The 23367-nt window shown below is 71.4% G+C and carries 23 protein-coding genes, 1 pseudogene and 1 riboswitch; of the genes and pseudogenes, 17 read left to right on the top strand and 7 right to left on the bottom strand.

Translation table 11 applies throughout. The features are described 5' to 3' along the window. The first annotated feature begins 78 nt into the window (after positions 1 to 78). From KLK06_RS06450 to KLK06_RS06440, 3 genes are read left to right on the top strand one after another with little or no spacing between them, the layout of a single operon-like run. On the top strand, positions 79 to 765 hold the full coding sequence (locus tag KLK06_RS06450) for a gamma-glutamyl-gamma-aminobutyrate hydrolase family protein (RefSeq protein WP_214634368.1): 687 nt from the start codon (positions 79 to 81) through the stop codon (positions 763 to 765). A gap of 9 nt (positions 766 to 774) precedes the next feature. After that, positions 775 to 1689 (top strand): alpha/beta hydrolase, encoded by a 915-nt coding sequence (locus tag KLK06_RS06445; RefSeq protein WP_214634367.1) that lies wholly within the window; start codon positions 775 to 777, stop codon positions 1687 to 1689. Further along, positions 1683 to 2477 (top strand): enoyl-CoA hydratase/isomerase family protein, encoded by a 795-nt coding sequence (locus KLK06_RS06440; RefSeq protein ID WP_214634366.1) that lies wholly within the window; start codon positions 1683 to 1685, stop codon positions 2475 to 2477. Before KLK06_RS06445 ends, KLK06_RS06440 begins: the two co-directional genes overlap by 7 nt. A gap of 175 nt (positions 2478 to 2652) precedes the next feature. Here KLK06_RS06440 and KLK06_RS06435 read toward each other — a convergent pair whose 3' ends face one another. Both KLK06_RS06435 and KLK06_RS06430 read right to left on the bottom strand, forming a co-directional pair. Further along, positions 2653 to 3834 carry an acyl-CoA dehydrogenase family protein gene (locus KLK06_RS06435; protein ID WP_214634365.1) on the bottom strand — a complete coding sequence of 394 codons (1182 nt, stop codon included), beginning with the start codon at positions 3832 to 3834 and terminating at the stop codon, positions 2653 to 2655. 26 nt (positions 3835 to 3860) lie between these two features. Further along, on the bottom strand, positions 3861 to 4451 hold the full coding sequence (locus KLK06_RS06430) for a class I SAM-dependent methyltransferase (RefSeq protein WP_214634364.1): 591 nt from the start codon (positions 4449 to 4451) through the stop codon (positions 3861 to 3863). Positions 4452 to 4581: 130 nt separating this feature from the next. On the opposite strand from KLK06_RS06430, the gene KLK06_RS06425 reads away from it, so the two are divergent. The 4 genes from KLK06_RS06425 (at position 4582) to KLK06_RS06410 (ending at position 8778) form a co-directional block, all read left to right on the top strand. After that, positions 4582 to 6288 (top strand): sensor histidine kinase, encoded by a 1707-nt coding sequence (locus tag KLK06_RS06425; RefSeq protein WP_250904951.1) that lies wholly within the window; start codon positions 4582 to 4584, stop codon positions 6286 to 6288. Beyond that, positions 6285 to 6971 (top strand): response regulator transcription factor, encoded by a 687-nt coding sequence (locus KLK06_RS06420; RefSeq protein WP_214634363.1) that lies wholly within the window; start codon positions 6285 to 6287, stop codon positions 6969 to 6971. Before KLK06_RS06425 ends, KLK06_RS06420 begins: the two co-directional genes overlap by 4 nt. Positions 6972 to 7381: 410 nt before the next feature. Next, complete coding sequence (locus tag KLK06_RS06415; protein WP_214634362.1) at positions 7382 to 7969, top strand: phosphoribosylanthranilate isomerase; 588 nt, start codon at positions 7382 to 7384, stop codon at positions 7967 to 7969. After that, positions 7966 to 8778, top strand: coding sequence for a GNAT family N-acetyltransferase (locus KLK06_RS06410; protein WP_214634361.1), 813 nt, complete (start codon positions 7966 to 7968; stop codon positions 8776 to 8778). The genes KLK06_RS06415 and KLK06_RS06410 overlap by 4 nt, the downstream gene beginning before the upstream one ends. Positions 8779 to 9442: 664 nt before the next feature. Here KLK06_RS06410 and KLK06_RS06405 read toward each other — a convergent pair. After that, positions 9443 to 10117, bottom strand: coding sequence for an MFS transporter (locus KLK06_RS06405; RefSeq protein ID WP_214634360.1), 675 nt, complete (start codon positions 10115 to 10117; stop codon positions 9443 to 9445). Between the two features lie 58 nt (positions 10118 to 10175). Then, positions 10176 to 10439, bottom strand: a pseudogene (locus KLK06_RS62970) (MFS transporter); the annotation flags it as partial. A 134-nt stretch (positions 10440 to 10573) separates the two neighbouring features. On the opposite strand from KLK06_RS62970, the gene KLK06_RS06395 reads away from it, so the two are divergent. From KLK06_RS06395 to KLK06_RS06360, 8 genes are all read left to right on the top strand, one after another. Further along, entirely contained in the window at positions 10574 to 11155 is a 582-nt protein-coding gene (locus tag KLK06_RS06395) for a CDP-alcohol phosphatidyltransferase family protein (protein WP_308168121.1), read from the top strand. A gap of 4 nt (positions 11156 to 11159) precedes the next feature. Beyond that, positions 11160 to 13664, top strand: coding sequence for a mannose-1-phosphate guanyltransferase (locus KLK06_RS06390; protein ID WP_214634358.1), 2505 nt, complete (start codon positions 11160 to 11162; stop codon positions 13662 to 13664). 273 nt (positions 13665 to 13937) lie between these two features. Next, positions 13938 to 14450 (top strand): FHA domain-containing protein, encoded by a 513-nt coding sequence (locus KLK06_RS06385; RefSeq protein WP_214634357.1) that lies wholly within the window; start codon positions 13938 to 13940, stop codon positions 14448 to 14450. Between the two features lie 97 nt (positions 14451 to 14547). Then, positions 14548 to 15210 (top strand): MerR family transcriptional regulator, encoded by a 663-nt coding sequence (locus KLK06_RS06380; RefSeq protein WP_214634356.1) that lies wholly within the window; start codon positions 14548 to 14550, stop codon positions 15208 to 15210. A 109-nt stretch (positions 15211 to 15319) separates the two neighbouring features. Then, positions 15320 to 15790 (top strand): bifunctional nuclease family protein, encoded by a 471-nt coding sequence (locus KLK06_RS06375; protein WP_214634355.1) that lies wholly within the window; start codon positions 15320 to 15322, stop codon positions 15788 to 15790. Between the two features lie 148 nt (positions 15791 to 15938). Next, positions 15939 to 16559: a MerR family transcriptional regulator gene (locus tag KLK06_RS06370; RefSeq protein ID WP_214634354.1), complete on the top strand. Its 621-nt coding sequence runs from the start codon at positions 15939 to 15941 to the stop codon at positions 16557 to 16559. A gap of 34 nt (positions 16560 to 16593) precedes the next feature. Further along, positions 16594 to 16688, top strand: a riboswitch (glycine riboswitch). Between the two features lie 154 nt (positions 16689 to 16842). Continuing rightward, on the top strand, positions 16843 to 19680 hold the full coding sequence (gene gcvP / locus KLK06_RS06365) for an aminomethyl-transferring glycine dehydrogenase (protein WP_214634353.1): 2838 nt from the start codon (positions 16843 to 16845) through the stop codon (positions 19678 to 19680). A gap of 168 nt (positions 19681 to 19848) precedes the next feature. Then, a complete protein-coding gene (locus KLK06_RS06360) occupies positions 19849 to 20646 on the top strand; it encodes a tetratricopeptide repeat protein (protein WP_214634352.1) in 798 nt (265 codons plus the stop codon). A gap of 102 nt (positions 20647 to 20748) precedes the next feature. On the opposite strand, the gene KLK06_RS06355 is transcribed toward KLK06_RS06360, so the two are convergent. After that, on the bottom strand, positions 20749 to 21096 hold the full coding sequence (locus KLK06_RS06355) for a hypothetical protein (RefSeq protein WP_214634351.1): 348 nt from the start codon (positions 21094 to 21096) through the stop codon (positions 20749 to 20751). An 81-nt stretch (positions 21097 to 21177) separates the two neighbouring features. Between KLK06_RS06355 and KLK06_RS06350 the strand changes: the two genes are divergently transcribed. Beyond that, a complete protein-coding gene (locus KLK06_RS06350) occupies positions 21178 to 21768 on the top strand; it encodes an alpha/beta family hydrolase (protein WP_214634350.1) in 591 nt (196 codons plus the stop codon). Between the two features lie 68 nt (positions 21769 to 21836). Here KLK06_RS06350 and KLK06_RS06345 read toward each other — a convergent pair whose 3' ends face one another. After that, positions 21837 to 22034, bottom strand: coding sequence for a DUF5999 family protein (locus KLK06_RS06345; protein ID WP_214634349.1), 198 nt, complete (start codon positions 22032 to 22034; stop codon positions 21837 to 21839). A gap of 202 nt (positions 22035 to 22236) precedes the next feature. Beyond that, entirely contained in the window at positions 22237 to 22797 is a 561-nt protein-coding gene (locus KLK06_RS06340; RefSeq protein WP_214634348.1) for a TetR family transcriptional regulator, read from the bottom strand. Between the two features lie 112 nt (positions 22798 to 22909). Here KLK06_RS06340 and KLK06_RS06335 point away from each other — a divergent pair, with 112 nt between their 5' ends. Continuing rightward, the gene (locus KLK06_RS06335; protein WP_214634347.1) at positions 22910 to 23308 is read left to right on the top strand and encodes a hypothetical protein; all 399 of its coding nucleotides are present in this window, start codon (positions 22910 to 22912) and stop codon (positions 23306 to 23308) included. Positions 23309 to 23367: the final 59 nt, after the last annotated feature.

Genomic DNA, 23367 nt, shown 5'->3' with positions numbered 1-23367 from the left:
GGTGTGCGCCATGATGGGCGTGCGGCCGTCGTCACGACCGGCGGCGGCACGGACTCCACCAGGCACTCTGGAGATCGCATGTCCCGACCGCTGATCGGCATCACCGCCTACTTCGAAGCCGCCCGCTGGGGCGACTGGGTGCGGGAGGCGGTGCTGTCGCCTCCGTCCTACGCCAAGGCCGTCGAGCGCGCCGGGGGCGCCCCCGTGGTGCTGCCGCCGCTGAACCTGCACGCGATCGACGCCTACGTACGCGGGCTGCAGGGCGTGGTGCTGGCCGGCGGGATCGAAGTGGGCGGCGGCGCCTACGGCGAGGAGCAGGACGAGCGGGTGCCCGAGGCGCAGGGGCACCGCGACAGGTTCGAGCTGGCCCTGGCCCGCGCCGCCGTACAGGCCGACGTGCCGATCCTGGCCATCGCCCGCGGCATGCACGTGCTGAACGTCGCCCAGGGCGGCACGCTGATCCCGTGGCTGCCCGAGGTGCTCGACAACGAGCGCCACGCCGAGCCGGGCGTGCCGCACGTCATCCAGGTGAGCGTGTCGAGCAAGCTCGGCAAGGCGGTGGGCGACAAGGTCGAGGTGGTCGCGCCGCACACCCAGTCGGTACGCAGGCTGGGCACCGGGCTGCTGGCGGTGGCCTGGGCCGAGGACCAGATCGTCGAGGGCATCGAGCTGCAGGGCCACCGGTTCGGGGTCGGCGTGCAGTGGCACCCCGAGCGGAGCGAGGACGAGCGGATCTTCGATGCGCTCGTGGAGGCGGCCCGCTAGGCTTCGATCATGCCACTGCACCCCCAGGCGCAGGAGTACATCGAGCGCTACCTGTCCGACCCCGGCCCCGGCCTGGCCGGGCTGGACCTGGCCGGGATCCAGGAGGCCCGGGCCCGGGACGACCTCGCGCGACACCGCGGCCCGCTCACCCAGCTCGCCTTCGTCCGCGACGAGAGCGCCGAGGGCGTGCCGATCCGCGTCTACCGCGCCGACCGGGGCGACGGCGCGCTGCCCGTGGTGGTCTACTTCCACGGCGGCGGCTGGATGACCGGCGGCATCAAGCGCGGCGACGCGCTCGGCCGCGACCTGGCGCTGCGCACCGGCGCGGTGGTCGTCTCCGTCGGCTACCGGCTGGCCCCCGAGCACCCGTTCCCGGCTGCGGCCGACGACGCCTGGACCGTGGTACGCGACATCTTCGCCCGCCCCGCCTTCTACCAGTGCGACGGCGGCGTCGCCGTGATGGGCGAGAGCTCGGGCGGCAACCTCGCCGCCGTGGCCGCCTGGCAGGCCCGCGACGCCGGGCTGCGCCTGGCCCACCAGGTGCTCGTCTACCCGGCGCTCGACGCGGCCCTGGACACCCCCAGCCACGCCGAGTTCGCCAAGGGCTTCGGCCTCGACACCGAGGACGTCGCCTGGCTTCTCAGGCAGTACGCCGGCGCGGCCGACCCGGAGGATCCGCGGCTGTCCCCGCTGCGGCTGCCGTCCGTCGCGGGGCTGGCGCCCGCGACCGTGGTGACCGCCGAGTGCGACGTGCTCCGCGACGACGGCGAGCGCTACGGCGCGCGGCTGGCCGAGGCCGGGGTGCCCGTCGAGACGCGCCGGTTCGACGGGGCGATCCACGGCTTCTTCGGCCTGCCCGGCCTGTTCGACCAGGCCGTCGAGGCCCGCGACTACGTGGCCGCCCGGCTGCGGGAGGCATGGTGACGTACCGGAGCGCGTACGAGAAGCTCAAGATCGACACGCCCGCGGACGGCGTGCTGCGGATCACGATCAGCGAGCCGCGCAGGCGCAACGCCGTCGACATGACCGGCCACCGCGAGCTGGCCGAGATCTGGCGAGACGTCGACCGCGACGACTCCGTCAGGGCGGTGATCGTCAGGGGAGAGGGCGAGGCGTTCTCCGCGGGCGGCGACCTGTCGATGATCGAGGAGATGACCCGCGACCACGCCACCAGGCTGCGCGTGTTCGGCGAGGCCCGCGACATCGTCTACAACGTGCTCAACTGCGCCAAGCCGATCGTCTCGGCCGTGCAGGGGCCCGCGGTGGGCGCCGGGCTGGCCGTCGCCCTGCTGGCCGACATCTCCGTGGCCGGGCGCACCGCCCGCATCATTGACGGCCACACCCGGCTCGGCGTCGCGGCGGGCGACCACGCCGCGATCATCTGGCCGCTGCTGTGCGGGCTGGCCAAGGCCAAATACCACCTGCTGCTCTGCGAGCCCGTCACCGGCGCCGAGGCCGAGCGGATGGGCCTGGTGAGCCTGTGCGTCGACGACGACCAGGTCCACGACAAGGCGATGGAGATCGCCGTACGCCTCGCCGCCGGCTCCCAGGAGGCCATCCGCCTCACCAAATACTCACTGAACAACTGGCTGCGCATGGCGGGACCCACCTTCGACGCCTCGCTGGCCATGGAGTTCCTCGGCTTCAGCGGCCCCGACGTGGTGGAGGGTGTGCGGGCGGTGCGCGAGAAGCGGCCACCGGAGTTCGGCTGACCTGCGGTTTCACCTGCCCGCCCAGGGTAGGCGTGCTTCTTGGACGGTGTGGACGGCCTGCTGCCGCACCAACGTCGGAGCGGGCCTGTCCGCCGAGGCCGAGACCGACGCCCCGGGAGACGAAGCCGTGGCCCTCCGGCCGCTGGTGCGCGTGGCAGGCCGGCCACACCGTCGATCAGAAGCTGCGCGGCAGCCCCAGCACCTGTGTCGCGAGGTAGTTGAGCAGCAGCTCCTCCGTCACCGGTGCCACCTTCCCGATGCGGGCGTCCGTGAGCAGCCTGGCCACCGGGTATTCGAGTGAGTACGCCATCCCGCCGTGCGTCTGGAACGCGGCGTCGGCCGCCTCCCACGCCGCCTGCGACGCGGTGAGCTTGGCGATGTTGGCCTCGGTGCCGCACGGCAGGTGCCGGTCGAAGGACCACGCGGCCTTGTAGAGCATCAGGCGGGCCAGCTCGATCTTGGCCTTGACCTGCGCCAGCGGGAACGCGATGGCCTGGTTGGCGCCGATCGGCCGGCCGAACACCTCGCGTTCCTTCGCGTACTGCACGGCGACCCGCAACGCCACCTCGGCCCCGCCGAGCGCGGAGGCGGCGAGCAGGATCCGCTCGGGGTTGAGGATGTCCCACAGCACGGCCGCGCCCTGGTCGATCTGCCCCACCACACTGGAGGCGGGCACCCGGAGGTCGTCGATGAACACCATGTTCGACGGCGTCGTGTTGGCCCCCAGCTTCGGGATCGGCTGGTAGGACAGCCGCCCGGCCGCCACCGCCTCCGGCACGTTCACCAGGAAGACCGTCAGCCCGTGCGTACGCGGCCTGGCCTCGGCGGCCGGGACGGTCCTGGTGACCAGCAGCATCCAGGTGGCCCGCTGGACGCCGGTGATCCAGATCTTCTGCCCCTTGATCACGTACTCGTCGCCGTCGCGCCGGGCCGCCGTCGTGATGGCCAGCGCGTTCGAGCCCGCGTCCGGCTCGGTCAGCGCGAAGCACGTCTCCAGCTCACCCGTGGCCAGCCGGGGCAGCAGCTCCGCCCGCTGCTCGGCCGTGCCGTGCCTGGCCAGGGTGAGCGCGCCGAACCCCGGCGTCAGCACGTACGTGAACGCCGAGCCGCCCGCCGCGCCCGAGGCGGCCAGCGTCTCCGTCGCCACCGCCAGCTCCAGCAGCCCCTGCCCGCCGCCGCCGAACTCCTCGGGCACGGCCAGACCCAGCCAGCCGCCCTTGGCCAGCTCCGCCCAGACCTCCTCCGGCCAGCGCTTGTCCGCCTCACACCGCTGCCAGTAGTCCAGGTCGTAGCGCGAGCAGATGTCGCCGATGCCGCGTTGAACGGCCAAGGCGCTGTCGGGAAGGGTGAAATCCATCACCCCATCGTAGAAGTAAATTCTGTTCAGGGTCGAGGTCTGCGGGCGTGGAACACGAACGCCGGAGGCGCGTTGCGCCACACCGTACGGCCCGGCACGACCTCCTCGAACCGCTCGGCCAGCAGCGCGCGAAAGCGGCGCGCCGAGCTCATCGGGATGGCGTGGATGTAGGAGAACGTGGTGAACGCGCCGGACGGGCTCATCGCCGAGGACACCGCGCCGAGCAGCCCCCGCTGCAGGTCCTCGGGGAACGCCGCCCAGGGCAGCCCGCTGATCACCACGTCGGCCTGCCGCAGGCCGCGCTCGCCGAGCAGGCGGCTGAGCTCGGTCGCGTCATCATGCACGACGTCCACGATGGGGAAGCGCTGGGCCAGCAGCGTCGCCAACTGCTGGTTGACCTCCACGGCCAGGTGGTGGCCGCGCCCGGTCAGCCGGCGCTGGATCTCCGCGGTGAAGGGCCCCGTGCCGGGGCCGAGCTCGACCACGGTAGGCTCGCCGCGTTCCGGCAAAGGCGCGCACACGGCCGCCGCGAGCCGTCGCGAGCTGGGCGCGAACGCGCCGATCTTGGCCGGAGCGCGCAGGAACTGGCCGAGCAACAACGCGGTGTCATTAGGCATACCCCAAACGGTAAGGGAAGTCTCCCGGTTGTCTCATCCGCCGACGGGGCGGTGATGCGGCCACTAGGAGGAGACCGGCTCCTCCGTCAGGAGGACCGGAACGCCCGCCCCGCCCGGATACCGTGGGCGAATGCGATGGCGTGGTGTGCCGCTCGACCTCCTGCTCGCGGCCGCGGGAACCGCACTCGACCTGATGCTTTCGGCCAAAGGCGGTGGCTCCGCGCTGCTGCCGGGCAACGAGGTGATCCCGATGGCCGTGGGCGTGGGCGCGCCCATGGGCCTGGTCAGGCGCGCGCCGCTGGCCGTGAGCCTCTACCTCGCCGCGTTCCTCGTCTTCACCGACCAGGTGGAGTCGTTCACCTCCAACACCGCCCAGATGCTGCTCTGCGTCTCCATCGGCCTGGTCGCCTACCACTCGGGCTGGCGGCCGACCTGCACGGCGCTGGGCGCGGCCATCGCCGCGACCGCGATCAACCTGGCCGACCCGGGCATCGCCCTCACCACGAACTCGTGGATGTACTCGATCCTCGTCCCCACCCTCCCCGTCCTCATCGGCACCTACCTGCGCGGGCCCGCCGGGCGGCTGAAGGACGGCGACATCTCGCCGGACGTGCTGCTGGCCGGCGGCGGGGTGGCCTTCACCGTGCTGAGCACCTGGACCGACTGGCACAGCGGCACCCAGCCGGTCTGGGTCGTGGGGCTGTTCGCGGTGTTCGGCGGGCTGTCGCTCGGCGTCGCGCGGCGCTTTCCCGGGCTGGTGTTCATCTTCCAGAGCGTGCTGCTGATCGCCGCCGACCAGTACCTCCACGACGCGGTCAACACCTGCCTGATCCTGATGCTGATCGCGCTCTGCGTGTTCGCGATGCGGATCGCCTCCTGGGCCTGGATCACGGTCACGTACGTGATCTGCACCATGCTCGCCTCGCTCGCGATCGTCGAGGACTCGACCGAGGTCACCGCGTTTCGCGTCGCCATCCTGATGGCCCTGGTGACCACCCCCGTCGCGATCGGCCGCTACCTGGGTGTCAGGCAGGCGGCCGCCGAGGCCGAGCGGTTGCGGGTACGCGAGTCGGCGCGGCTGGCGGTCGCCCAGGTCCGCGCCGACCAGCTCCTCGAGCGGGAGAACATCGCCCGCGAGGTGCACGACATCGTGGCCCACCACGTCGGCGCGATGGTCCTGCGCGCCGGCGCCGCCCGCTACGCCGCCCCCGAGGGACCGGTCGCCGACGCGCTGGCCGACATCCGCGAGACCGGCCACCAGGCGCTCGAAGACCTGCGCGGGCTGCTCGACGTGCTGCGCGACCCCGGCCGCCGGCCCGACATGCCCGCCGACCCCGCCGAGGTCATCTGTGAGTCCGCCGAGCGGATGACCGCCGCCGGCCTCCAGGTCGAGCTCGAACTCGACCCCGCCACCGCGCACGCCCCCCTCGTGGCCCGTGCCTCCGCCGCCCGCATCGTCCAGGAAGGTCTCACGAACGTGCTCAAGCACGCCGGTCCCGGCACCCAGGTGAGCGTCGCCGTCACCACCACCGGCCAGGCGCTGACCGTACGCGTACGCAACGGCCCCCCGCCCACCATCATCGAACGCCTGCCCTCGTCCGGACGCCTGCCCTCATCCGGACGCGGCCTGGCCGGCATGCGCGAGCGCGTCCGCGCACTCGGCGGCACGCTCACCGCGGGCCTCGACCAGGACGGCGGCTGGCTGCTCACGGCCGACATGCCCATCGCCTCGCCCGCCTCCCCGCCCACTTCCTCGCCCGCCTCCACGCCCGCTGAGCGCCCCACGGGGTGCATCACCGACCTCATCACCGGGGGCCTCACCGGGGGCGCCACGTGATCCGCGTCCTGGTCGCCGACGACCAGGCGCTGGTCCGCGCGGGCGTACGCATGCTGCTGCAGGTCGCGGGCGACATGGAGGTCGTGGCCGAGGCCCAGGACGGCGCCGAGGCCGTACGCCTGGCCGAACAGCACCTGCCCGACGTGATCCTGATGGACCTGCGCATGCCCAGGGTCGACGGGCTGGAGGCCACCAGACGGGTCCTCGCGGCGCGGCCGGCCACCAGGATCGTCGTGCTCACCACGTTCGCCGAGGACTCCGACGTGTACGCCGCCCTGCGCGCGGGCGCTGTCGGCTTCCTGGTCAAGGACGACGAGCCCGAACGCATGGTCGACGCCGTACGCCGGGCCGTGACCGGCGAGCAGCTCCTGGGCCCGTCGGTGCTGCGCCGGGTCGTCGCCCGCTTCCTGGCCGCGGAGGAGGAGGCGACCATACCGGTCCCCGCCGTCCTCACCGACCGCGAGCTGGAGGTGCTCGCGCTGGTCGGCACCGGGCTGTCCAACGCGGAGATCGCCGAGGAACTGCACGTGGGCATCACCACGGTCAAGTCCCACGTAGCCGCCGCCATGGACAAGCTGGGGCTGCGCAACCGGATCCAGGCCGCGGTCGTCGCCTATCGCAGCGGCTTGGTGGACGCGGCGTTCCGGCCGGTACGTCATCCCCGCGGCGGACCCCTCGGATAATCCCACGGGCTGACGCCCGTACGGACCCTGACCTGCGACCATGTGGTCCTCATCGCCTCCCTCGTTCCTTCGGAAGGACCACCTGGATGCAGGACCCCCGCCGCGGGGCGCTTTAGAGGACCCCACCGCTCGAACTCACCACCACGACGCCTCCTGGCCCCGGCCCGGTCCCGGCTTGGGTGTCTGGCCCGGTCCCGGCTTGGCCTCTGCCCCGGTCCCAGCTTGGGTCTCTGGCCTGGGCTCCGGCCTAACCCGCCCTGGACCCCGGCCTGGACTCCGGCCTGGACCCCGGCCTGGGCTGCGGCCTGGCCAGGCCTGGATTCCGGCTTAGGGCTCCGGCTTTGCTCCGTCTGAAGTCCGGCTTGGGTCACGGTCGCCGCGGGCCGCTCGGCGCCGCTAGGGTCGTCGGTGTGTACGTGAAGATCTGCGGGTTGAGCGAGCCCGAGCACGTGGCGGCCGCCGTCGAGGCGGGCGCCGACGCCATCGGGTTCGTGATGACCCGGAGCCCCCGCCAGGTGACCCCCGAGCGAGCCGCCGAGCTGGCCGCAGCGGTGCCCGCCCACATTCTCACCGTCGGCGTGTTCCACGGCGAGCCCCCCGTGACCGTCCGCGCCGCCACCCTCGCCTCCGGCATGCGCGGCATCCAACTGCACGGCAAGCACCCGCACGGAGACTTCACCGCACTGAAGGACCTAGGCCACACCCTGATCAGAGCCGTCGACGCCAAAGCCGACCTACGCTGCGGCGCCTACGACGAGGACCTGCTCATCGTCGACGCCCCCCGCCCCGGCTCCGGCGAGTCATGGGACTGGTCGGCAGTGCGCGGCCACCCCTCAGGACACTGGCTGCTGGCGGGCGGCCTCAACCCCTCCAACGTCGCCGACGCAGTCGCCGCCGCCGAGCCGTGGGGCGTGGACGTGTCCAGCGGCGTCGAGCTGGCACCCGGCGTAAAGGACTCCAACCTCATCCGCCACTTCATCACGGCGGCCCGCCCATGACCGACCTCGTTGACACCTCCGGCCCCGTGACTGATGGCGCCGTGACTGATGGCGCCGGTCCTCTCCAGGACTTCGCCCGTACCGTCGCGTTCATGCACGACTTCGCCCGCCGCAAAGCGGGGCGGACGGTTGAAGTGCCCGGCGGGTTCGCCGTGCTCAACGAGCGTTACCCCGGCTCGTACGACGACAACAAGCTCATCGTCTGGTCCGACACCGACCCAGGCGCAGTGCTGAAGGCAGCCGACCAGGTGCTCGCCGGGCACGCGCACCGGCTCGTCAACGTCGACCACGACCGCCTGGGCCAGGCGTACGCGCCCGCCTTCGAGGCCGCGGGCTACACGCACGAGACCAACCTGGTCATGGTGTTCCGCGGCGAGTTCCCGCACGACGCGGCGCCCGTTGAGCATCTCGACCTGCCCGCGCTGCTGCCCACCCTCCGGGACGGCTGGCGCGAGACGCTGCCCGAGGCCGCCGACGCCGTGATCGACCAGCTCGCCAGACGCGTCGAGGAACGGCTGCGCGGCGCCGACACGGTGGGCTTCCGCGGCGTACGAACCGAGGACGGCGAGCTCGCCGCCAAGGCCGACATCTACACACACGGCGGCGTCACACAGATCGAGGACCTCTACACCGGAGACCGCCACCGGGGCCGCGGTCACGCCCGCACCCTGATGAGGGCGCTCCTCGCCGAGGCGGCGGGCAGCGACCTGGTGTTCCTGGTGGCCGACGCCGGCGACTGGCCCAAGAACTTCTACGAACGGCTCGGCTTCCAGGCAGCAGGCCACATCCACAGCTTCCTCCGCACCTGACCAGCCATCGGCCTCAGCGGTCCGCCGTGCCACCAGCCTCAGCCGTTGGCCTTGGCCCTCCGGCGTCCACCAGCCTCAGCCGTTGGCCACCCGCCCAGCCACGCGCCCATCCGTCCTCCTCAGCCAGCGGGCGCAGTCCTGCTGCCCTGCGTGGGTAGTCGGGGACGTCCTGGGGCCAGTCGGCGCGGTCGTGGCCCGTGTATGAGCCTGGCGCGGGAGGCGCGCGGCGCGACGCCCGGTGGTCTGGCACGGCTCTGGATGGTTCGGCGCAGCGTTAGCTGGGGCCCGACGCCCTGTAGCCCGGCCTCGAAGCCTCGGCTCGTGTCGCTGTCCGGCGCCCGGCTGTCCGGCGCCCGGCTGTCCGGCGGTCGGACGCCGCGATCCCGGGTGGTCTGGCGGTCCCGGTGGGTTGGCAGGGCTCTGGGCGGTCCTACGCGGCACGGATTGTGTCCCGGAGTCGAGTGGCGCGGTCCCGGGTGGTCCGGCGCGCCCCAGACGACCCGGCGCGGTCTCAGGCAGTCCGGTGCACCCCAAAACCCTGGTCTGGTGCGCTATCGGATGGTCCGGTGTGGTCTCTGGCGGCGCGGTCTCGGGTGGTCCGGCGCGGCCCAAGGCCCTGGACTGGTGCGCCATCAGGTGGTCTGGTGTGAGCTCCTGCGGGTGGTCAGACCAGGGTCTTGCGGTGGGGGCGGGTGGTGAGGCCTAGGGTCAGGGTGAGAGCGGTTGCTCCGAGGTAGGTCGCCCCGGCCAGCGCCGCCGCCCCATGTAGCCCGCCGATGAAGCGTGGGCCGCCCGGAGTGCCCGCCAGCGCGCCGAAGGCCGCGACGCCGATCGCGCCGCCCGCCTGTCGCGCGGTGTTGTTGATCGCGCTCACCAGCCCCTCCCGGCCGGGCGGCAGGTCGCTCATGGCCAGGGCAACCACGCTGGGCGTCAGCAGCGCCGCGCCGAGCCCGATGACGGTCAGCGCAGGCAGCAGTACCAGGTACGGCGAAGCCGCCCGTACCGGCAGCAGCAGCCCCATACCCACCGCCAGCGTGACGAGCCCGGCGACCATGACGGGGCGCGGGCCGTAGCGGCCGGTGAGGCGGCCGAACGGCGCGGAGAGCGACGCCAGCGGCACGAACAGCGGCAGCAGGGCCGCGCCCGCCGTCATCGGGGACAGCCGCAGTACGCCCTGGAGGTAAAGGGTGATCAGCAGCATCATGCCGTTGATCCCGAAGTTCATGATCGCCGAGCCGATCGTGCCGACCGCGATCGAGGGGCGGCGCAGCAGTCCCAGCGGCAGCATCGGCGACTCCCGCCGGTTCTCGATCACCACGAATGCGGCCAGCAGCGCCAACCGCCAGTGTGCCCGGTAGCAGGAGCGCGGCGCCCACGCCCTGCGCGGCCCGCGCCGCCACCAGGGCGCCGATGCCGGGCGCGAGCGCGCAGCCCGCCGAGGCCACGCCGAACAGCGCGAACCCCGCCAGCACCACCCGCCGGTGTCCGAAGCGGTCGCCCAGCGTGCCGCCCGTCAGCAGCAGCCCGGCGAGCGCGATCTGGTAGCCGTCGACCACCCATTGCAGGTCGGCGAGCCCGGCGTGCCGGTCGGCCGCGATGGACGGCAGCGCCACGTTCACGATGGTCACGTCCAGCAGGACGACGAACAGGCCCGCGCACATCACGATCAGGACGTTCCTCTTCATCCTGTTCCCCTGCGCAGTGGCGGATGGCCCTAACCTCTCGCGATGAGCGGATGTCTACGAGCGGATGTCTACGCCGCTGCCGGGAAAGGCGAGGCAGTAGGGTCGGCAACGTGAGCGAAACTTCCGCCGAGGATCGGATCTGGACGGTTCCGAACCTGCTGAGCTTCTTGCGCCTCCTCGGCGTGCCTGTCTTCCTTTGGTTGGTATTGGGGCCCAAGGCGGACGCCTGGGCGATCGTCGTCCTCGCGGTCGCCGGATTCACCGACTGGCTGGACGGCAAGATCGCTCGAGCCTTCAACCAGATCAGCAGGCTCGGCCGGATCATCGACCCGGCGGCCGACAAGCTCTATGTCTTCGCCACGATCCTGGCGCTGCTGCTGCGCGACGTCATTCCGTGGTGGCTGGTGGTGATCATCCTCGGGCGCGAACTGTTCGTCGCGTGTTTCATTCCCGTACTCCGGAAGAGCGGTTACAAGGCACTTCAGGTGCATTTCTTGGGCAAAGCCGCCATGTTCAACCTCATGTACGCCTTCCCTCTGCTCTTCCTCGCATCCCACACTGGATGGTATGCCGATATAGCACGAATTGTCGGATGGGCATTTGCGCTCTGGGGAACGGGCCTGTACTGGTGGTCGGGGGTGCTCTATGCGGTGCAGGTACGCCAGCTCGTAACCGCGGCCAAGGAGGAGTGATCGGGTGAAGGCGGTCGTCATGGCGGGTGGAGAGGGCACTCGGCTGCGTCCGATGACGGCCAACCAGCCCAAACCCCTGCTGCCCGTGGTCAACCGCCCGATCATGGAGCACGTGTTGCGCCTGCTCAAACGGCACAACATCACCGAGACCGTGGTCACCCTGCAGTTCCTGGCCGCGCTCGTGCGCAACTACTTCGGCGACGGCGACGAACTCGGCATGAGCCTGCAATACGCCACGGAAGACGTTCCCCTCGGTACGGCGGGCAGCGTGAAGAACGCTGCGGCCCGCCTGCGCGACGACCGATTCCTGGTGATCTCCGGCGACGCCCTGACCGATATCGATTTGTCGGATATGGTCCGTTTTCATCGTGAAAAATCGGCGCTTGTGACCATCGGTCTCAAACGGGTGCCGAACCCCCTCGAGTTCGGCATCGTGATCGCCGACGAGGAGCATCGGGTCCAGCGCTTCCTGGAGAAGCCCACCTGGGGCCAGGTCTTCTCCGACACCGTCAACACCGGCATCTATGTCATGGAACCCGAGGTGCTCGACGCGGTCGCCTCGGGAGAGCCCGTTGACTGGTCGGCCGACGTCTTCCCCAGCCTGCTGGAGCGCGGCGCCCCCATCTACGGCTATGTCGCCGAGGGCTACTGGGAGGACGTCGGCACCCACGAGAGCTACCTCAAGGCCCAGGCCGACGCCCTGTCCGGCCGGGTCGCCGTGGACATCGCCGGCTTCGAGGTGTCGCCGGGCGTCCGGGTGTGCGAGTCGGCCTCGGTCGACCCCGACGCGGTGCTCAAGGGCCCGCTGCTCGTCGGCGAGTACGCCAAGGTCGAGGGCGGCGCCGAGCTGCGCGAGTACACCGTGCTCGGCAACAACGCGGTCGTCCGCGAAGGCGCCTTCCTGCACCGGGCCGTCGTCCACGACAACGTCTACCTGGGCCCGGGCGCCCACCTGCGCGGCTGCGTGATCGGCAAGAGCACCGACGTGATGGCCGGGGCCCGCATCGAGGAGAACGCCGTCATCGGCGACGAGTGCGTCATCGAACCCGAGGCGTACGTCTCCAGCGGCGTCAAGGTCTACCCGTTCAAGACCATCGAGGCCGGCGCCGTCGTCAACACCAGCGTCATCTGGGAGTCCCGCGGCCAGCGCAGCCTGTTCGGCCCCCGCGGCGTCAGCGGCCTGGTCAACGTGGAGATCACCCCCGAGCTGTGCGTACGGCTGGCCAGCGCGTACGCCACCACCCTGAAGAAGGGCGAGCACGTCGTCACCTCGCGCGACTCCTCGCTGGCCGCCAGGGCGCTGAAGCGGGCCGTGATCGGCGCGCTCAACGCCAGCGCCATCAACGTCCTCGACCTGGAGGCCGCGCCGCTGCCCGTGACCCGCTTCCACACGGCCAGGGAGTCGGCCGCGGGCGGCATCGCGCTGCGCACCACCGCGGGCGACCCGCAGAGCATCGACATCGTCATCATGGACGACCGCGGCGCCGACCTGCCCCCGGCCGCCCAGCGCAAGCTGGAGCGGGTCTTCTCGCGCCAGGAGTTCCGGCGCGCCTTCCCGGGCGAGATCGCCGAGCTCCGCTTCCCCGCCAGGGCGGTCGAGGACTACGCGTACGAGCTGCTGCGCTGCGTGGACATGACCGGCATCAGGGACATGAAGGTCGTCGTCGACTGCGCCGGAGGGACCTCCTCGCTGGTGCTGCCCACGCTGCTCGGCCGGGTCGGCGTCGAGGTGCTCACCGTGAACGCCCGCCTGGACGACATCTCGCCCACGGAGACGCTCGCCGAGCGCCGCCGGGACCTCCAGCGCCTCTCGGAGCTCGTGAGCTCCTCCAGGGCGGCCTTCGGGGTGCGCTTCGACCCCGTCGGCGAGCGCATCGCGCTGGTGGACGAGATGGGCCAGCTCATCGGCGAGGAACGCGCCCTGCTCGTCGTGCTCGACCTGATCGCCGCCGAGCGCCGGGCCGGCCGGGTGGCGCTGCCCGTGACCACCACCAGGGTCGCCGAGCAGGTCTGCCGCTTCCACGGTGTGCAGGTGCGGTGGACCTCCACGGCGGTCGACGCCCTCACCTCGGCCGCGGTGGACGACGACATGATCTTCGCGGGAGACGGGCGGGGCGGTTTCGTGGTGCCCGAGTTCGGCCCGGCGATCGACGGGGTGGCGGCGTTCATGCGGCTGCTCGGCCTGGTCGCCCGCACCCGGCTCTCGCTCAGTCAGATCGACGCGCGGATCCCCGAGGCCAAACTCCTCAAGCGCACGGTGCCGACCCCGTGGGCGGCCAAGGGCGCCGTGATGCGCTCGGTCATCGAAGCCGCCGAGGCCGAGCCGAACGGCTACCGCGTCGACACCACCGACGGAGTGCGGGTGGCCTCCGACGACGGGAGCTGGGTGCTGATCCTGCCCGCCGCCACCGAGCCGGTCACCGATCTGTGGGCCGAGGCCGCCGACGTGGACACCGCCCAGTCCCTCCTGGAGCGCTGGGCCCATCTGGTCGAGGAGGCCTCCTCGTGATCCGAAATTCGCCCCACACCGTCACATAGGGTAACTCTGGTGGATAGGTGGCGGTGGAACGTACAAGATCGTAATGTTGAAACGCGCGGCGGCATGGACCTTGAGGCTCGGGCGGCGGTAACTTTGTCACCGTCCGAACCCGTCGTCCAGCGCCTCGCCTTGACCTTTGCCGCTGATCAGCGTAAGTTGCGGCATTCGCAAACTTGAAGAGCGAAGCGAGGCGCGTCCAGATCCCCGTTGCCGCGTCTTCGCGGTAGGAGGCCGAGCCGATCGATGCCGAGCGTCTACTGCACGCAGTGCGGGCACGCCAACCCCGAGGATGCCCGTTTCTGTTCCCGTTGTGGGTCGCCGCTGACCAGACAGGAGGTCGCCGGGGACACCACGTCGACGATCTCCGTCGCGGGAATCGAGGCGTACGAGGCTGAGACCGGTGACATGCTCCTCGCCGAGCGCGCGCTGGTGGAGCAGCTGCCGCCTGGCACGGCGTTGCTCACGGTGACCAGGGGGCCCAACCAAGGAAGCCGCTTCCGGCTCGACAAGGAGCTCACCACCACGGGCCGACATCCCGAAAGCGACATCTTCCTCGACGACATCACGGTCTCCCGGCGGCACGTGGAGTTCTACCGCCTGCGCGGCGGCCAGTTCTCCGTGCGCGACGTGGGCAGCCTCAACGGCACCTACGTCAACAGGGAACGCATCGAGGAGGTGCCGCTGCATTCCGGTGACGAGGTGCAGATCGGCAAGTTCCGCCTCGTCTTCCTGATGCGGACCGCCGCCGGCGCATGAGCGAGCGCAGCGAGCGACGGATGGGAGCAGTCGAGCGCAGCGAGCGACCGATGAACATGGCTTCCTGCGCGTTCACGCGGCCCGCGGAGGGAGCCGCATGAGCGCGCAGGCGGCACGCTCGCACATGAGCATCGGGGAGGTGCTCGCCATGCTCCAGGGCGAGTTCCCCGATGTGACGATCTCCAAGATCCGGTTCTTGGAGGGCGAGGGGCTCATCGAGCCGGAGCGCAGCCCATCGGGTTACCGCAAGTTCACTCACCTGCACGTCGAGCAGCTCCGCTACATCCTCACCGAGCAGCGCGACCACTACCTGCCGCTGCGGGTGATCAAGGACAAGATGGCCGAGCACTTCGGCCGTCCGCGGGCCTTGACCGATCGGCCGGACCGGCAGGAAGTACGGCTGAGCCGGGCCGAGCTGCTGGAGGCGGCCGGGCTCGATGAGGAGACACTCGCCGAGCTCGAGGACTACGGGCTGCTCGCGGCGACGGCCAGGCGCTACGACGAGGAGGCGCTCAACGTGGCGCGCAGCGTCGGCGCCCTGGCCCGGTTCGGCCTGCGCGCCCGGCATCTACGCGCGGTCAAGGCCGCGGCCGAGCGCGAGTGCGGGCTGGTGGAGCAGACGATCGCGCCCATACTCAAACGACGCGCCCCAGGGGCCATCGGAGAGGCCGACGAGGCCGCCAGGGAGCTGTCGGCGTTGCTGCTCGACCTGCATGCCTCCCTCGTACGTACGGGCGTGCGGACCGTTCTAGGCCGATGACCGGACCAGCGGGACATACAAGGCCCCTCGGGTGTTACGTTGAAATGCAGAAGCGGACCGGCCAAATAGCTGTGCCGGCCTCGCCGACCAGTCGAATATGGAGCAGCCCGTGTTGCAGATGGAGGTCGTGGGTGTTCGCGTAGAGATGCCCACAAATCAGCCGATCGTCTTGCTCAAGGAGGCACACGGGGAGAGGTTCCTGCCGATTTGGATTGGGATGACCGAAGCCACGGCCATCGCGCTGGCCCAAGCGGAGGAGCCTCCAGCCCGTCCGCTCACGCACGACCTGTTCAGGGACGTGCTGAGCGCTCTTGGCGTGGGCCTGCGCGCGGTCAACATCGTTGCCCTGCGTGACGGGATCTTCTTCGCCGACCTGGTGTTCTCCAACGGCGTAGAGGTGAGCGCGCGCCCGTCCGACTCGATCGCGCTCGCGCTCCGCACCGGAGCGCGTATCTTCGCCAGCGAAGAAGTCGTCCAGGAGGCCGGGGTGATCATCCCGGACGACCAGGAGGACGAGGTGGAGAAGTTCAGGGAGTTCCTTGACACGATCACCCCCGAAGACTTTGGCCGGGCGGGGTAGGTATTTCAGTGCATTTACGCTTCACGACGCGCCGAGCCGGATCGTTGACTGCGCATGGTCACGGTCCTACGGTGCAAGTGAAACCCGTGGTCGCGCTTTTACGAACCCCCAGATCAGGCCACGGGATGAGAGAAAGCCGGAGGTCCGCGTGGCGGTCAGCAGCGGCGAGGGAAAGACGACCGGCCAGGAAGATCCGGTGCGGCGTGAGAGTGCGCGGCAGCGTGCCGGAGAGCAGGGGCTGCTCTTCGACGAGCAGCCCTCGTCGCTGCCGGCAGACATCGGATACCGTGGCCCGACGGCGTGCGCGGCGGCCGGCATCACCTACCGGCAGCTCGATTACTGGGCGCGCACGGAGCTGGTTCAGCCGACGATAAGAGCCGCACACGGCTCGGGCTCGCAGCGGCTCTACAGCTTCCGCGACATCCTGGTGCTCAAGGTCGTCAAGCGGCTCCTCGACACCGGAGTCTCCCTCCAGCAGATCCGTACAGCCGTACAACACTTGCGTGATCGCGGGGTGGGCGACCTCGCGCAGATCACGCTCATGAGTGACGGCGTCAGCGTCTATGAGTGCACCTCGGCCGACGAGGTGATCGATCTGCTCCAAGGCGGCCAGGGCGTGTTCGGCATCGCGCTCGGCCGGGTCTGGCGAGAGGTCGAGGGCTCCCTCGCGGAGCTGCCGGGGGAAAGGGCGGCGGTCGAGGACAGCGTCCCGGCCGACCACCCCGCTGACGAGCTGGCCCAGCGGCGGCGCGCGCGCCGCATAGGGTAGCAATTGGGTAGTAACCTGGAGAGCGCAAGGCTGACGACCCCATGCGGGAGAGTCCCCGGGCTGGCTCCCGGGGCGCCGAAGGAGCAACCCTCCCCGGAATCTCTCAGGCACCTGTACCGCTCGGGGTAGGCAACTCTGGAAAGCAGGTGCGCCCGCCAGGCGCACCTCACCGACGGTGCAAGCCCACATGGGGTGAAGCTCTCAGGTCGCCATGACAGAGGGGGAGATCCGGCACTCGCCCGCGCCCTGGCGCCGGTCTCCAAAGCCCTCGGGAGGCACCTCCATGACCGATCTGTCAGCTCCGCCGTTCTCGACCCGGCACATCGGCCCGTCCGAACCCGAGCAGCAACGCATGCTCGAGGCCGTGGGTTTCGAGTCCGTGGCCGACCTGGTGGCGGTGGCCGTCCCGGAGTCCATCAGGATCAAGGACCGGCTCAGCCTGCCCGCCGCGGCCAGTGAGACCGAGGCCATCGCCGAGCTGCGGGCCATCGCGGATCGCAACCGGGTGCTCACCTCGATGATCGGCCTGGGCTACCACGACACGATCACCCCGGCGGTGATCCGCCGCAACCTGCTGGAGAACCCGGGCTGGTACACCGCCTACACCCCCTACCAGCCGGAGATCTCGCAGGGCCGCCTGGAGGCGCTGCTCAACTTCCAGACCGTCGTCTCCGACCTGACCGGGCTCGCCGTCGCGGGCGCCTCGCTGCTCGACGAGAGCACGGCCGCCGCCGAGGCGATGACGCTGGCCCGGCGCGCGGGCAAGTCCAAGAGCCACGTGTTCGTCGTCGACGCCGACGCGCTGCCCCAGACCAAGGCGGTGCTGGCCACCCGCGCCGAGCCGCTGGGCATCACGCTCGTCGAGGACCCGCTCGACGGCGAACTGCCCGAGTGCTTCGGCGTGCTCGTCCAATACCCGGGCGCCTCCGGCCGGCTGCGCGACTTCCGCGCCGTGGCCGAGCGGGCGCACGCGGCCGGCGCGCTCGTCGTGGCCGCCGCCGACCTGCTCGCGCTCACCCTGGTCACCGCGCCCGGCGAGCTCGGCGCCGACATCGCGATCGGCTCCTCGCAGCGCTTCGGCGTGCCGTTCGGCTTCGGCGGGCCGCACGCCGCCTACATGTCCGTACGCGAAGGACTGCAGCGGCAGATGCCCGGCCGCCTCGTGGGCGTCTCCGTCGACGCCGACGGCGCGCCCGCCTACCGGCTGGCCCTGCAGACCCGCGAGCAGCACATCAGGCGCGAGAAGGCCACCAGCAACATCTGCACCGCGCAGGTCCTGCTCGCCGTCATCGCCGGCATGTACGCCGTCTACCACGGGCCCGACGGGCTGCGCCGCATCGCCGCCCGCGTCCACCGGCACGCCGCCGCGCTGGCCGAGTGCCTGCGCCGGGGCGGCGTCGAGGTCGTACACCGTGAGTTCTTCGACACCGTGCTGGCCAGGGTGCCCGGCCGGGCCGCCGAGGTCGTCCGGCAGGCCGCCGAACGCGGCGTCAACGTGTGGCAGGCCGACGCCGACCACGTCTCCGTCGCCTGCGACGAGAAGACCACGGCGGCCGACCTCGAACTGGTCGCCGCCGCCTTCGGCGTCAGCGGACCGGTGGCCGACCTCGTGGCCGACGAGGGGCTGGACACGCTGCCCGGCGCGCTGACGCGCGAGTCCGGCTACCTCACCCACCCGGTCTTCCACAGCCACCACTCCGAGACCGCGATGCTGCGCTACCTGCGCAGGCTCCAGGACAAGGACATCGCGCTCGACCGCTCCATGATCCCGCTCGGCTCCTGCACGATGAAGCTGAACGCGACCACCGAGATGGAGCCGATCACCTGGCCGGAGTTCGCCGGGATCCACCCCTACGCGCCCATCGCGCAGTCCGAGGGCTACCGCCACCTCATCGAGACCCTGGAGGAGTGGCTGGCCGAGGTGACCGGCTACGACGCGGTCTCCATCCAGCCGAACGCCGGCTCCCAGGGCGAGTTCGCCGGGCTGCTCGCGATCCGGGCCTACCACCGCGACCACGGCGACGACCACCGCGACATCTGCCTCATCCCGTCCTCCGCCCACGGCACGAACGCGGCCAGCGCCGTCATGGCCGGCATGCGCGTCGTGGTCGTGGCCTGCGACTCCGAGGGCAACGTGGATCTGGCCGACCTCGACGCCAAGATCGACAAGCACCGTGACGGACTGGCCGCGATCATGCTCACCTACCCGTCGACGCACGGCGTCTTCGAGGAGACGATCACCGAGGTCTGCGCCAAGGTGCACGACGCGGGCGGCCAGGTGTACGTCGACGGGGCCAACCTCAACGCGCTGGTCGGGCTGGCCAAGCCGGGTGAGTTCGGCGCCGACGTCTCCCACCTCAACCTGCACAAGACGTTCTGCATCCCGCACGGCGGCGGCGGCCCCGGCGTCGGCCCGGTCGCGGTCCGCGGCCACCTGGCCGCCTACCTGCCCGGCCACCCGCTGCGCACCGGCTCGCCCGTCGGCGCGGTCTCCGCGGCCCCCTACGGCTCGGCGGGCATCCTGCCGATCTCCTGGGCGTACGTCAGGATGATGGGCGGCGACGGCCTGGCCGCGGCCACCGAGCAGGCGATCCTGTCGGCCAACTACCTGGCGCGGCGGCTGGCCCCGCACTACCCGGTGCTCTACACCGGGCGCGGCGGGCTGGTGGCCCACGAGTGCATCGTCGACCTGCGGCAGATCACCAAGGAGACCGGCGTCACGGTCGACGACGTGGCCAAGCGGCTCATCGACTACGGCTTCCACGCGCCGACCATGTCGTTCCCGGTCGCCGGCACGCTGATGATCGAGCCGACCGAGAGCGAGGATCTGGCCGAGCTCGACCGGTTCGTGGACGCGATGGTCGCCATCAGGGGCGAGATCGCGCGGGTCGCGTCGGGCGACTACGACCGCGCCGACAACCCGCTGCGCAACGCCCCCCACACCGCCGAGGCCGTCGCGGCCGACGAGTGGACCCACCCCTACAGCCGCACCGAGGCGGCCTACCCCCTGCCGTCGCTGCGCGAGGGCAAGTACTGGGTGCCGGTGCGGCGCATCGACCAGGCCTACGGTGACCGCAACCTGGTCTGCTCGTGCCCGCCGCTGGAGGCGTACGAGGACTGACCGGATGTGACCGTGGCCCTCTCCACCGCTGCGCTCGGTGGAGAGGGCCACGCTTGTTCGTCGGTGTCCGGAGTTTTCATCCCTTGTCCCCCACCCAACGTGGCCGCTGAGAAGACATGATCACCGGAAGTCGTTAGGCTCGGTCCGACCGTCGCCTAAGGAGCTCTCTTGACGTTCTCAGAGCTGCAGGTCCCGCCTCTCGACACCGCCCGCCGCCTGGCCGAGGACGGTGACCTCGACGGCGCGGTGGCCATACTCACCGAGCTGGTCGCCGACCCCGACGGGCCCGACAGGGCGCAGGCCGCCGTGGGCCTGGCCGTGGTGCTCGACGAGCGGGGCGACCACGAGGCGGCCCGGGCGGCCGCCAGGGTCGCGCTGGCCACCGGGCATCCGGAGTTCGCCGCGCAGGCGGCCTGTCACCTCGCGCAGGGCTTCGAGCGGGAAGGCAGGGCCGAGCAGGCCAGGGGAGCGTGGCAGGCCGTCCTGGGCGTCGGCACGGCCGCCTACGTCCCGCTGGCGCGTCTCGCCCTGGCCCGGCTGGCCGTGGAGGCGGGCGACTACGACGAGGCGGAGGACGAGCTGCGGGCCGCCCTGGCCGTCGCCGAGGCGGAGGTGGCCGCGCACGCCGCGCAGCAGCTGGCCGACCTGCTGCTGGAGCGCGGGGAGCCGGGGGAGGCGGCTGAGGTGCTGCTGGAGGCCCTCGAGGTGGCCCCCGATGACGAGGTGGCCCGGCTGCGGGTGCAGCTCGGCATAGCGCACCTGGAGCTCGCCTGCGCGGAGTTCGCGGGGGCGGTGGAGGACGGTGGTGACGCGCCGACGAGCGGCCTGGCCATCGAGCTGCTGGCCAGGACCCTGCCGCTGCGTGGCCGCGCCGACGACGCGGACCGCGTCTGGACGTACGGGCTGGAGCACGCGGACGAGACGCTGGCGGCAGAGGTGCGGCTGCGTTACGACCGCGACGCCTGACCGGCGGCTGCGTTGCGACCGCGACCCCTACCGGCGGCGAAAGCGCGGTCGCGCTTCCCCGAGACGGCCGCGGTCCGGGACCGCGCGGCGCAGGCGCGGTGGTCAGCCGCGGCGCATGATGGCGGCGGCCGCGGCGACGTTGATCAGGACGATGGCGAACCAGGCGATCGCCAGGCCCAGCCCGCCGCCCTCATGCACCGCGATGGCCGTCAGCGGGATGCCGATGCCCATCGACCCCAGCGCGATCGGGATCATCGCCGCCCCAGGGTTCTTGGACCTGCCCGAGCCGGCGCCGTGGGCGTGGAGCTCGGCGCGCACCCGCGCCGCGATCGTGGCGTCGAGCCGCTCCACGAACGACTCGACCAGGGCGGCTTCGTATTCGGGGCCGAGGTCGCGGCGGGCGTCCAGCGTCGCCTGCAGGTCCTCGCGGATGGGGCGCATCTCTGGCATGAGGCCATCATCGCGGGTACACGGCACGCCGTCATCAGCCCTGAGAGCTATGGCGAACTCATCCCCAGGTACGGTTCTGACATGCGGTTCATGACGCCGCGCGGTCCGGCGCTGGTCGAGTTCGACGAGGTGGAGCGGCCCCGGCTGCTGCTGGTGCTGACCCATGGGTCAGCCGGGGGAGTGGACGCGCCCGATCTGCTGGCGGTGCGCGACGCGGCCTTGGGCGTGGGGGCCGTGGTGGCCAGAGTGACGCAGCCGTTCCGGCTCGCGGGGGCGCGCGCGCCGGGCTCCGCCGCACGCCAGGACGAGGCGTGGGAGGCCGTGCTGGGCGAGCTGCGGACGCGGTGGCCGGGGCTGCCGCTGGTGCAGGGCGGCCGGAGCAACGGGGCCAGGGTGGCCTGCCGTACGGCCAAGGCGGTCGGCGCGGTCGCGGCGGTGGCGCTGGCGTTCCCGCTGCATCCGCCGGGCAGGCCCGAGAAGTCCAGGGCCGGCGAGTTGCGCGAGGCGGGCGTGGACGTGCTGGTGGTCAACGGGGACCGGGATCCGTTCGGCGTGCCCGACGCCGTCGACGCGGCCCGCCTCGTGGTGCTGCCGGGCGAGGGGCACGATCTGAAAAAGGACCCCGCCCGGGTGGGCGAGGTGGTCGCCGAGTGGATCGCCGGCTACGTGTGAGCGGCGCGGCTCAGGGGGCCCCCGCGAGTGGGTCGCGCCTCAAGGGGCGCTGCGCGCGAGCGGGTCGCTCAGGCGGCGCCGACGAGCGGGTCCGGGCGGTGCGGAGCGATGGCGGTGCCGCCAGGCAGGAGCTCCCCGGTGTCCTCGAAGAGGACGACGCCGTTGCAGAGAAGGCTCCACCCCTGCTCGGGGTGGCAGGCGAGGGTACGTGCGGCCTCGCGGTCGGGCGCCTCGGCTGCCGGACAGGCCGGGTCGTGCGGGCACATCGGCGTGCCTCCGATATCTCGTGAATGGCTCCCGCGGACAGGTAGGGGCGGGAACTGTGTGGGTGCTGTCTTTCTTTCAAGTGTGCGGCGTATGTCACACGTTCGGACATAGTCCGTTAGGACTGTTACAGGAGGATGCGAAAGTGTGACCTTCGACACAGCGTGCCTTATACAGGATAACGGTCCAAGCTCGACACGCCCACTAGCTTTGCAAGCCTCGCAGCAAGGCGTCGAGGCCGCGCTCGAAGTCGACGTCGGCGCGCTCGTCGCGCCTGGTCCACTCGTCGACCTCGGGGTCGGCCCAGCCTGACTGCTGGACCTCGACCGCGACGCTGCCGAACACGAAGGCCCGCAGCGCCCGCACCGCGTCCGGCGCGCCGTCCAGGCCCGCGTCGGCGAGTTGCTCGGTCTGCTCCCTGATGGCCAGCGCCGTGCCGCCCTTGGGCGGTTTGGTCAGCGCGAGCGCCAGGACGCCGGGGTGCTCGCGCAGCAGCTCACGACCGGCCCGGCACCACGCCCTGGCGGTGTCCTGCCAGGTGGGGCCCTGCTCGACGTGGACGGCGGTGACGTGCTCGGCCAGCGCGTCCATCAGCGCCTCCTTGCCCCGGGGCAGATGGTGGTAGATGGCCATCGCCTCCACCTGCAGGGCGTCGCCGAGCCGGCGCATCGTCAGGCGCCGCAGCCCCTGGGAGTCGGCGATGTGGAGGGCGGCGTCGATGATGCGCTCGCGGGAGAGCGGAACGGGCGGTCTCTTAGCGGGCATGGAGATCATCTTACTATGTAAAGGGCGCCGCGCGGGTCCGATTATGGAGCGTGTCGCGGACGGGCGTACCCTGGTCGCCTGTACGAGCCGATTGGGATGAGGGGCAGAGTCGATGGCGTTTTTCCGGCCGCGGGTGAGCCGCGAGGCCGAGGTCCGCTACCACGCGGACCTGGAGATCTCCAAGAGCTTCCCCGAGTTGCTCGACAAGGCTCGGCAGAGCGAGCAGCTGCTGCGCGATCTGCGGGCCGCCGTCGCGGACGAGATCGAGTTGCTCGCCGCCGGGCAGGCGTTCGACAAGGCGCTCAGCGAGGCGCTGCGGGCGGCCGAGAGCGGGCAGCGGGCCACGTTCGGGGTCAAGGCCTATGACGACCGCATCGCCCGCCGCAAGGCCAAGGCGACGCCCGATGGGGCCATGTGGACCGCCGAGGTCGACCGGCTGCGCACACTGCGCGAGGACAACCGGCTGTGGGGCATCCCGCGCGTGCCGCGCGCGGTGCCCGCCTCCCGCTGACCCTTCAGCGGCTTCAGCGGGAGCTATGACAAAGCCCCGGCACGTGAAGTGCCGGGGCT

This window comes from Nonomuraea sp. NEAU-A123 (genome assembly GCF_018603905.1).
Taxonomy (GTDB): Bacteria; Actinomycetota; Actinomycetes; order Streptosporangiales; family Streptosporangiaceae; genus Nonomuraea.
Note: the sequence above shows the minus strand (reverse complement) of the source record. Positions and strands in the feature narration are given on the sequence as shown.

Bases quoted from the DNA above. Each gene is read 5' to 3' on its own strand.
- KLK06_RS06335 (WP_214634347.1), top strand. From the start codon at position 22,910: ATGGCGTTTTTCCGGCCGCGGGTGAGCCGCGAGGCCGAGGTCCGCTAC.
- gcvP (WP_214634353.1), top strand. From the start codon at position 16,843: ATGACCGATCTGTCAGCTCCGCCGTTCTCGACCCGGCACATCGGCCCG.
- KLK06_RS06355 (WP_214634351.1), bottom strand. From the start codon at position 21,096: ATGCCAGAGATGCGCCCCATCCGCGAGGACCTGCAGGCGACGCTGGAC.
- KLK06_RS06430 (WP_214634364.1), bottom strand. From the start codon at position 4,451: ATGCCTAATGACACCGCGTTGTTGCTCGGCCAGTTCCTGCGCGCTCCG.
- KLK06_RS06350 (WP_214634350.1), top strand. From the start codon at position 21,178: ATGCGGTTCATGACGCCGCGCGGTCCGGCGCTGGTCGAGTTCGACGAG.
- KLK06_RS06425 (WP_250904951.1), top strand. From the start codon at position 4,582: ATGCGATGGCGTGGTGTGCCGCTCGACCTCCTGCTCGCGGCCGCGGGA.
- KLK06_RS06385 (WP_214634357.1), top strand. From the start codon at position 13,938: ATGCCGAGCGTCTACTGCACGCAGTGCGGGCACGCCAACCCCGAGGAT.
- KLK06_RS06410 (WP_214634361.1), top strand. From the start codon at position 7,966: ATGACCGACCTCGTTGACACCTCCGGCCCCGTGACTGATGGCGCCGTG.
- KLK06_RS06445 (WP_214634367.1), top strand. From the start codon at position 775: ATGCCACTGCACCCCCAGGCGCAGGAGTACATCGAGCGCTACCTGTCC.
- KLK06_RS06440 (WP_214634366.1), top strand. From the start codon at position 1,683: ATGGTGACGTACCGGAGCGCGTACGAGAAGCTCAAGATCGACACGCCC.
- KLK06_RS06450 (WP_214634368.1), top strand. From the start codon at position 79: ATGTCCCGACCGCTGATCGGCATCACCGCCTACTTCGAAGCCGCCCGC.
- KLK06_RS06340 (WP_214634348.1), bottom strand. From the start codon at position 22,797: ATGCCCGCTAAGAGACCGCCCGTTCCGCTCTCCCGCGAGCGCATCATC.
- KLK06_RS06380 (WP_214634356.1), top strand. From the start codon at position 14,548: ATGAGCGCGCAGGCGGCACGCTCGCACATGAGCATCGGGGAGGTGCTC.
- KLK06_RS06435 (WP_214634365.1), bottom strand. From the start codon at position 3,834: ATGGATTTCACCCTTCCCGACAGCGCCTTGGCCGTTCAACGCGGCATC.
- KLK06_RS06345 (WP_214634349.1), bottom strand. From the start codon at position 22,034: ATGTGCCCGCACGACCCGGCCTGTCCGGCAGCCGAGGCGCCCGACCGC.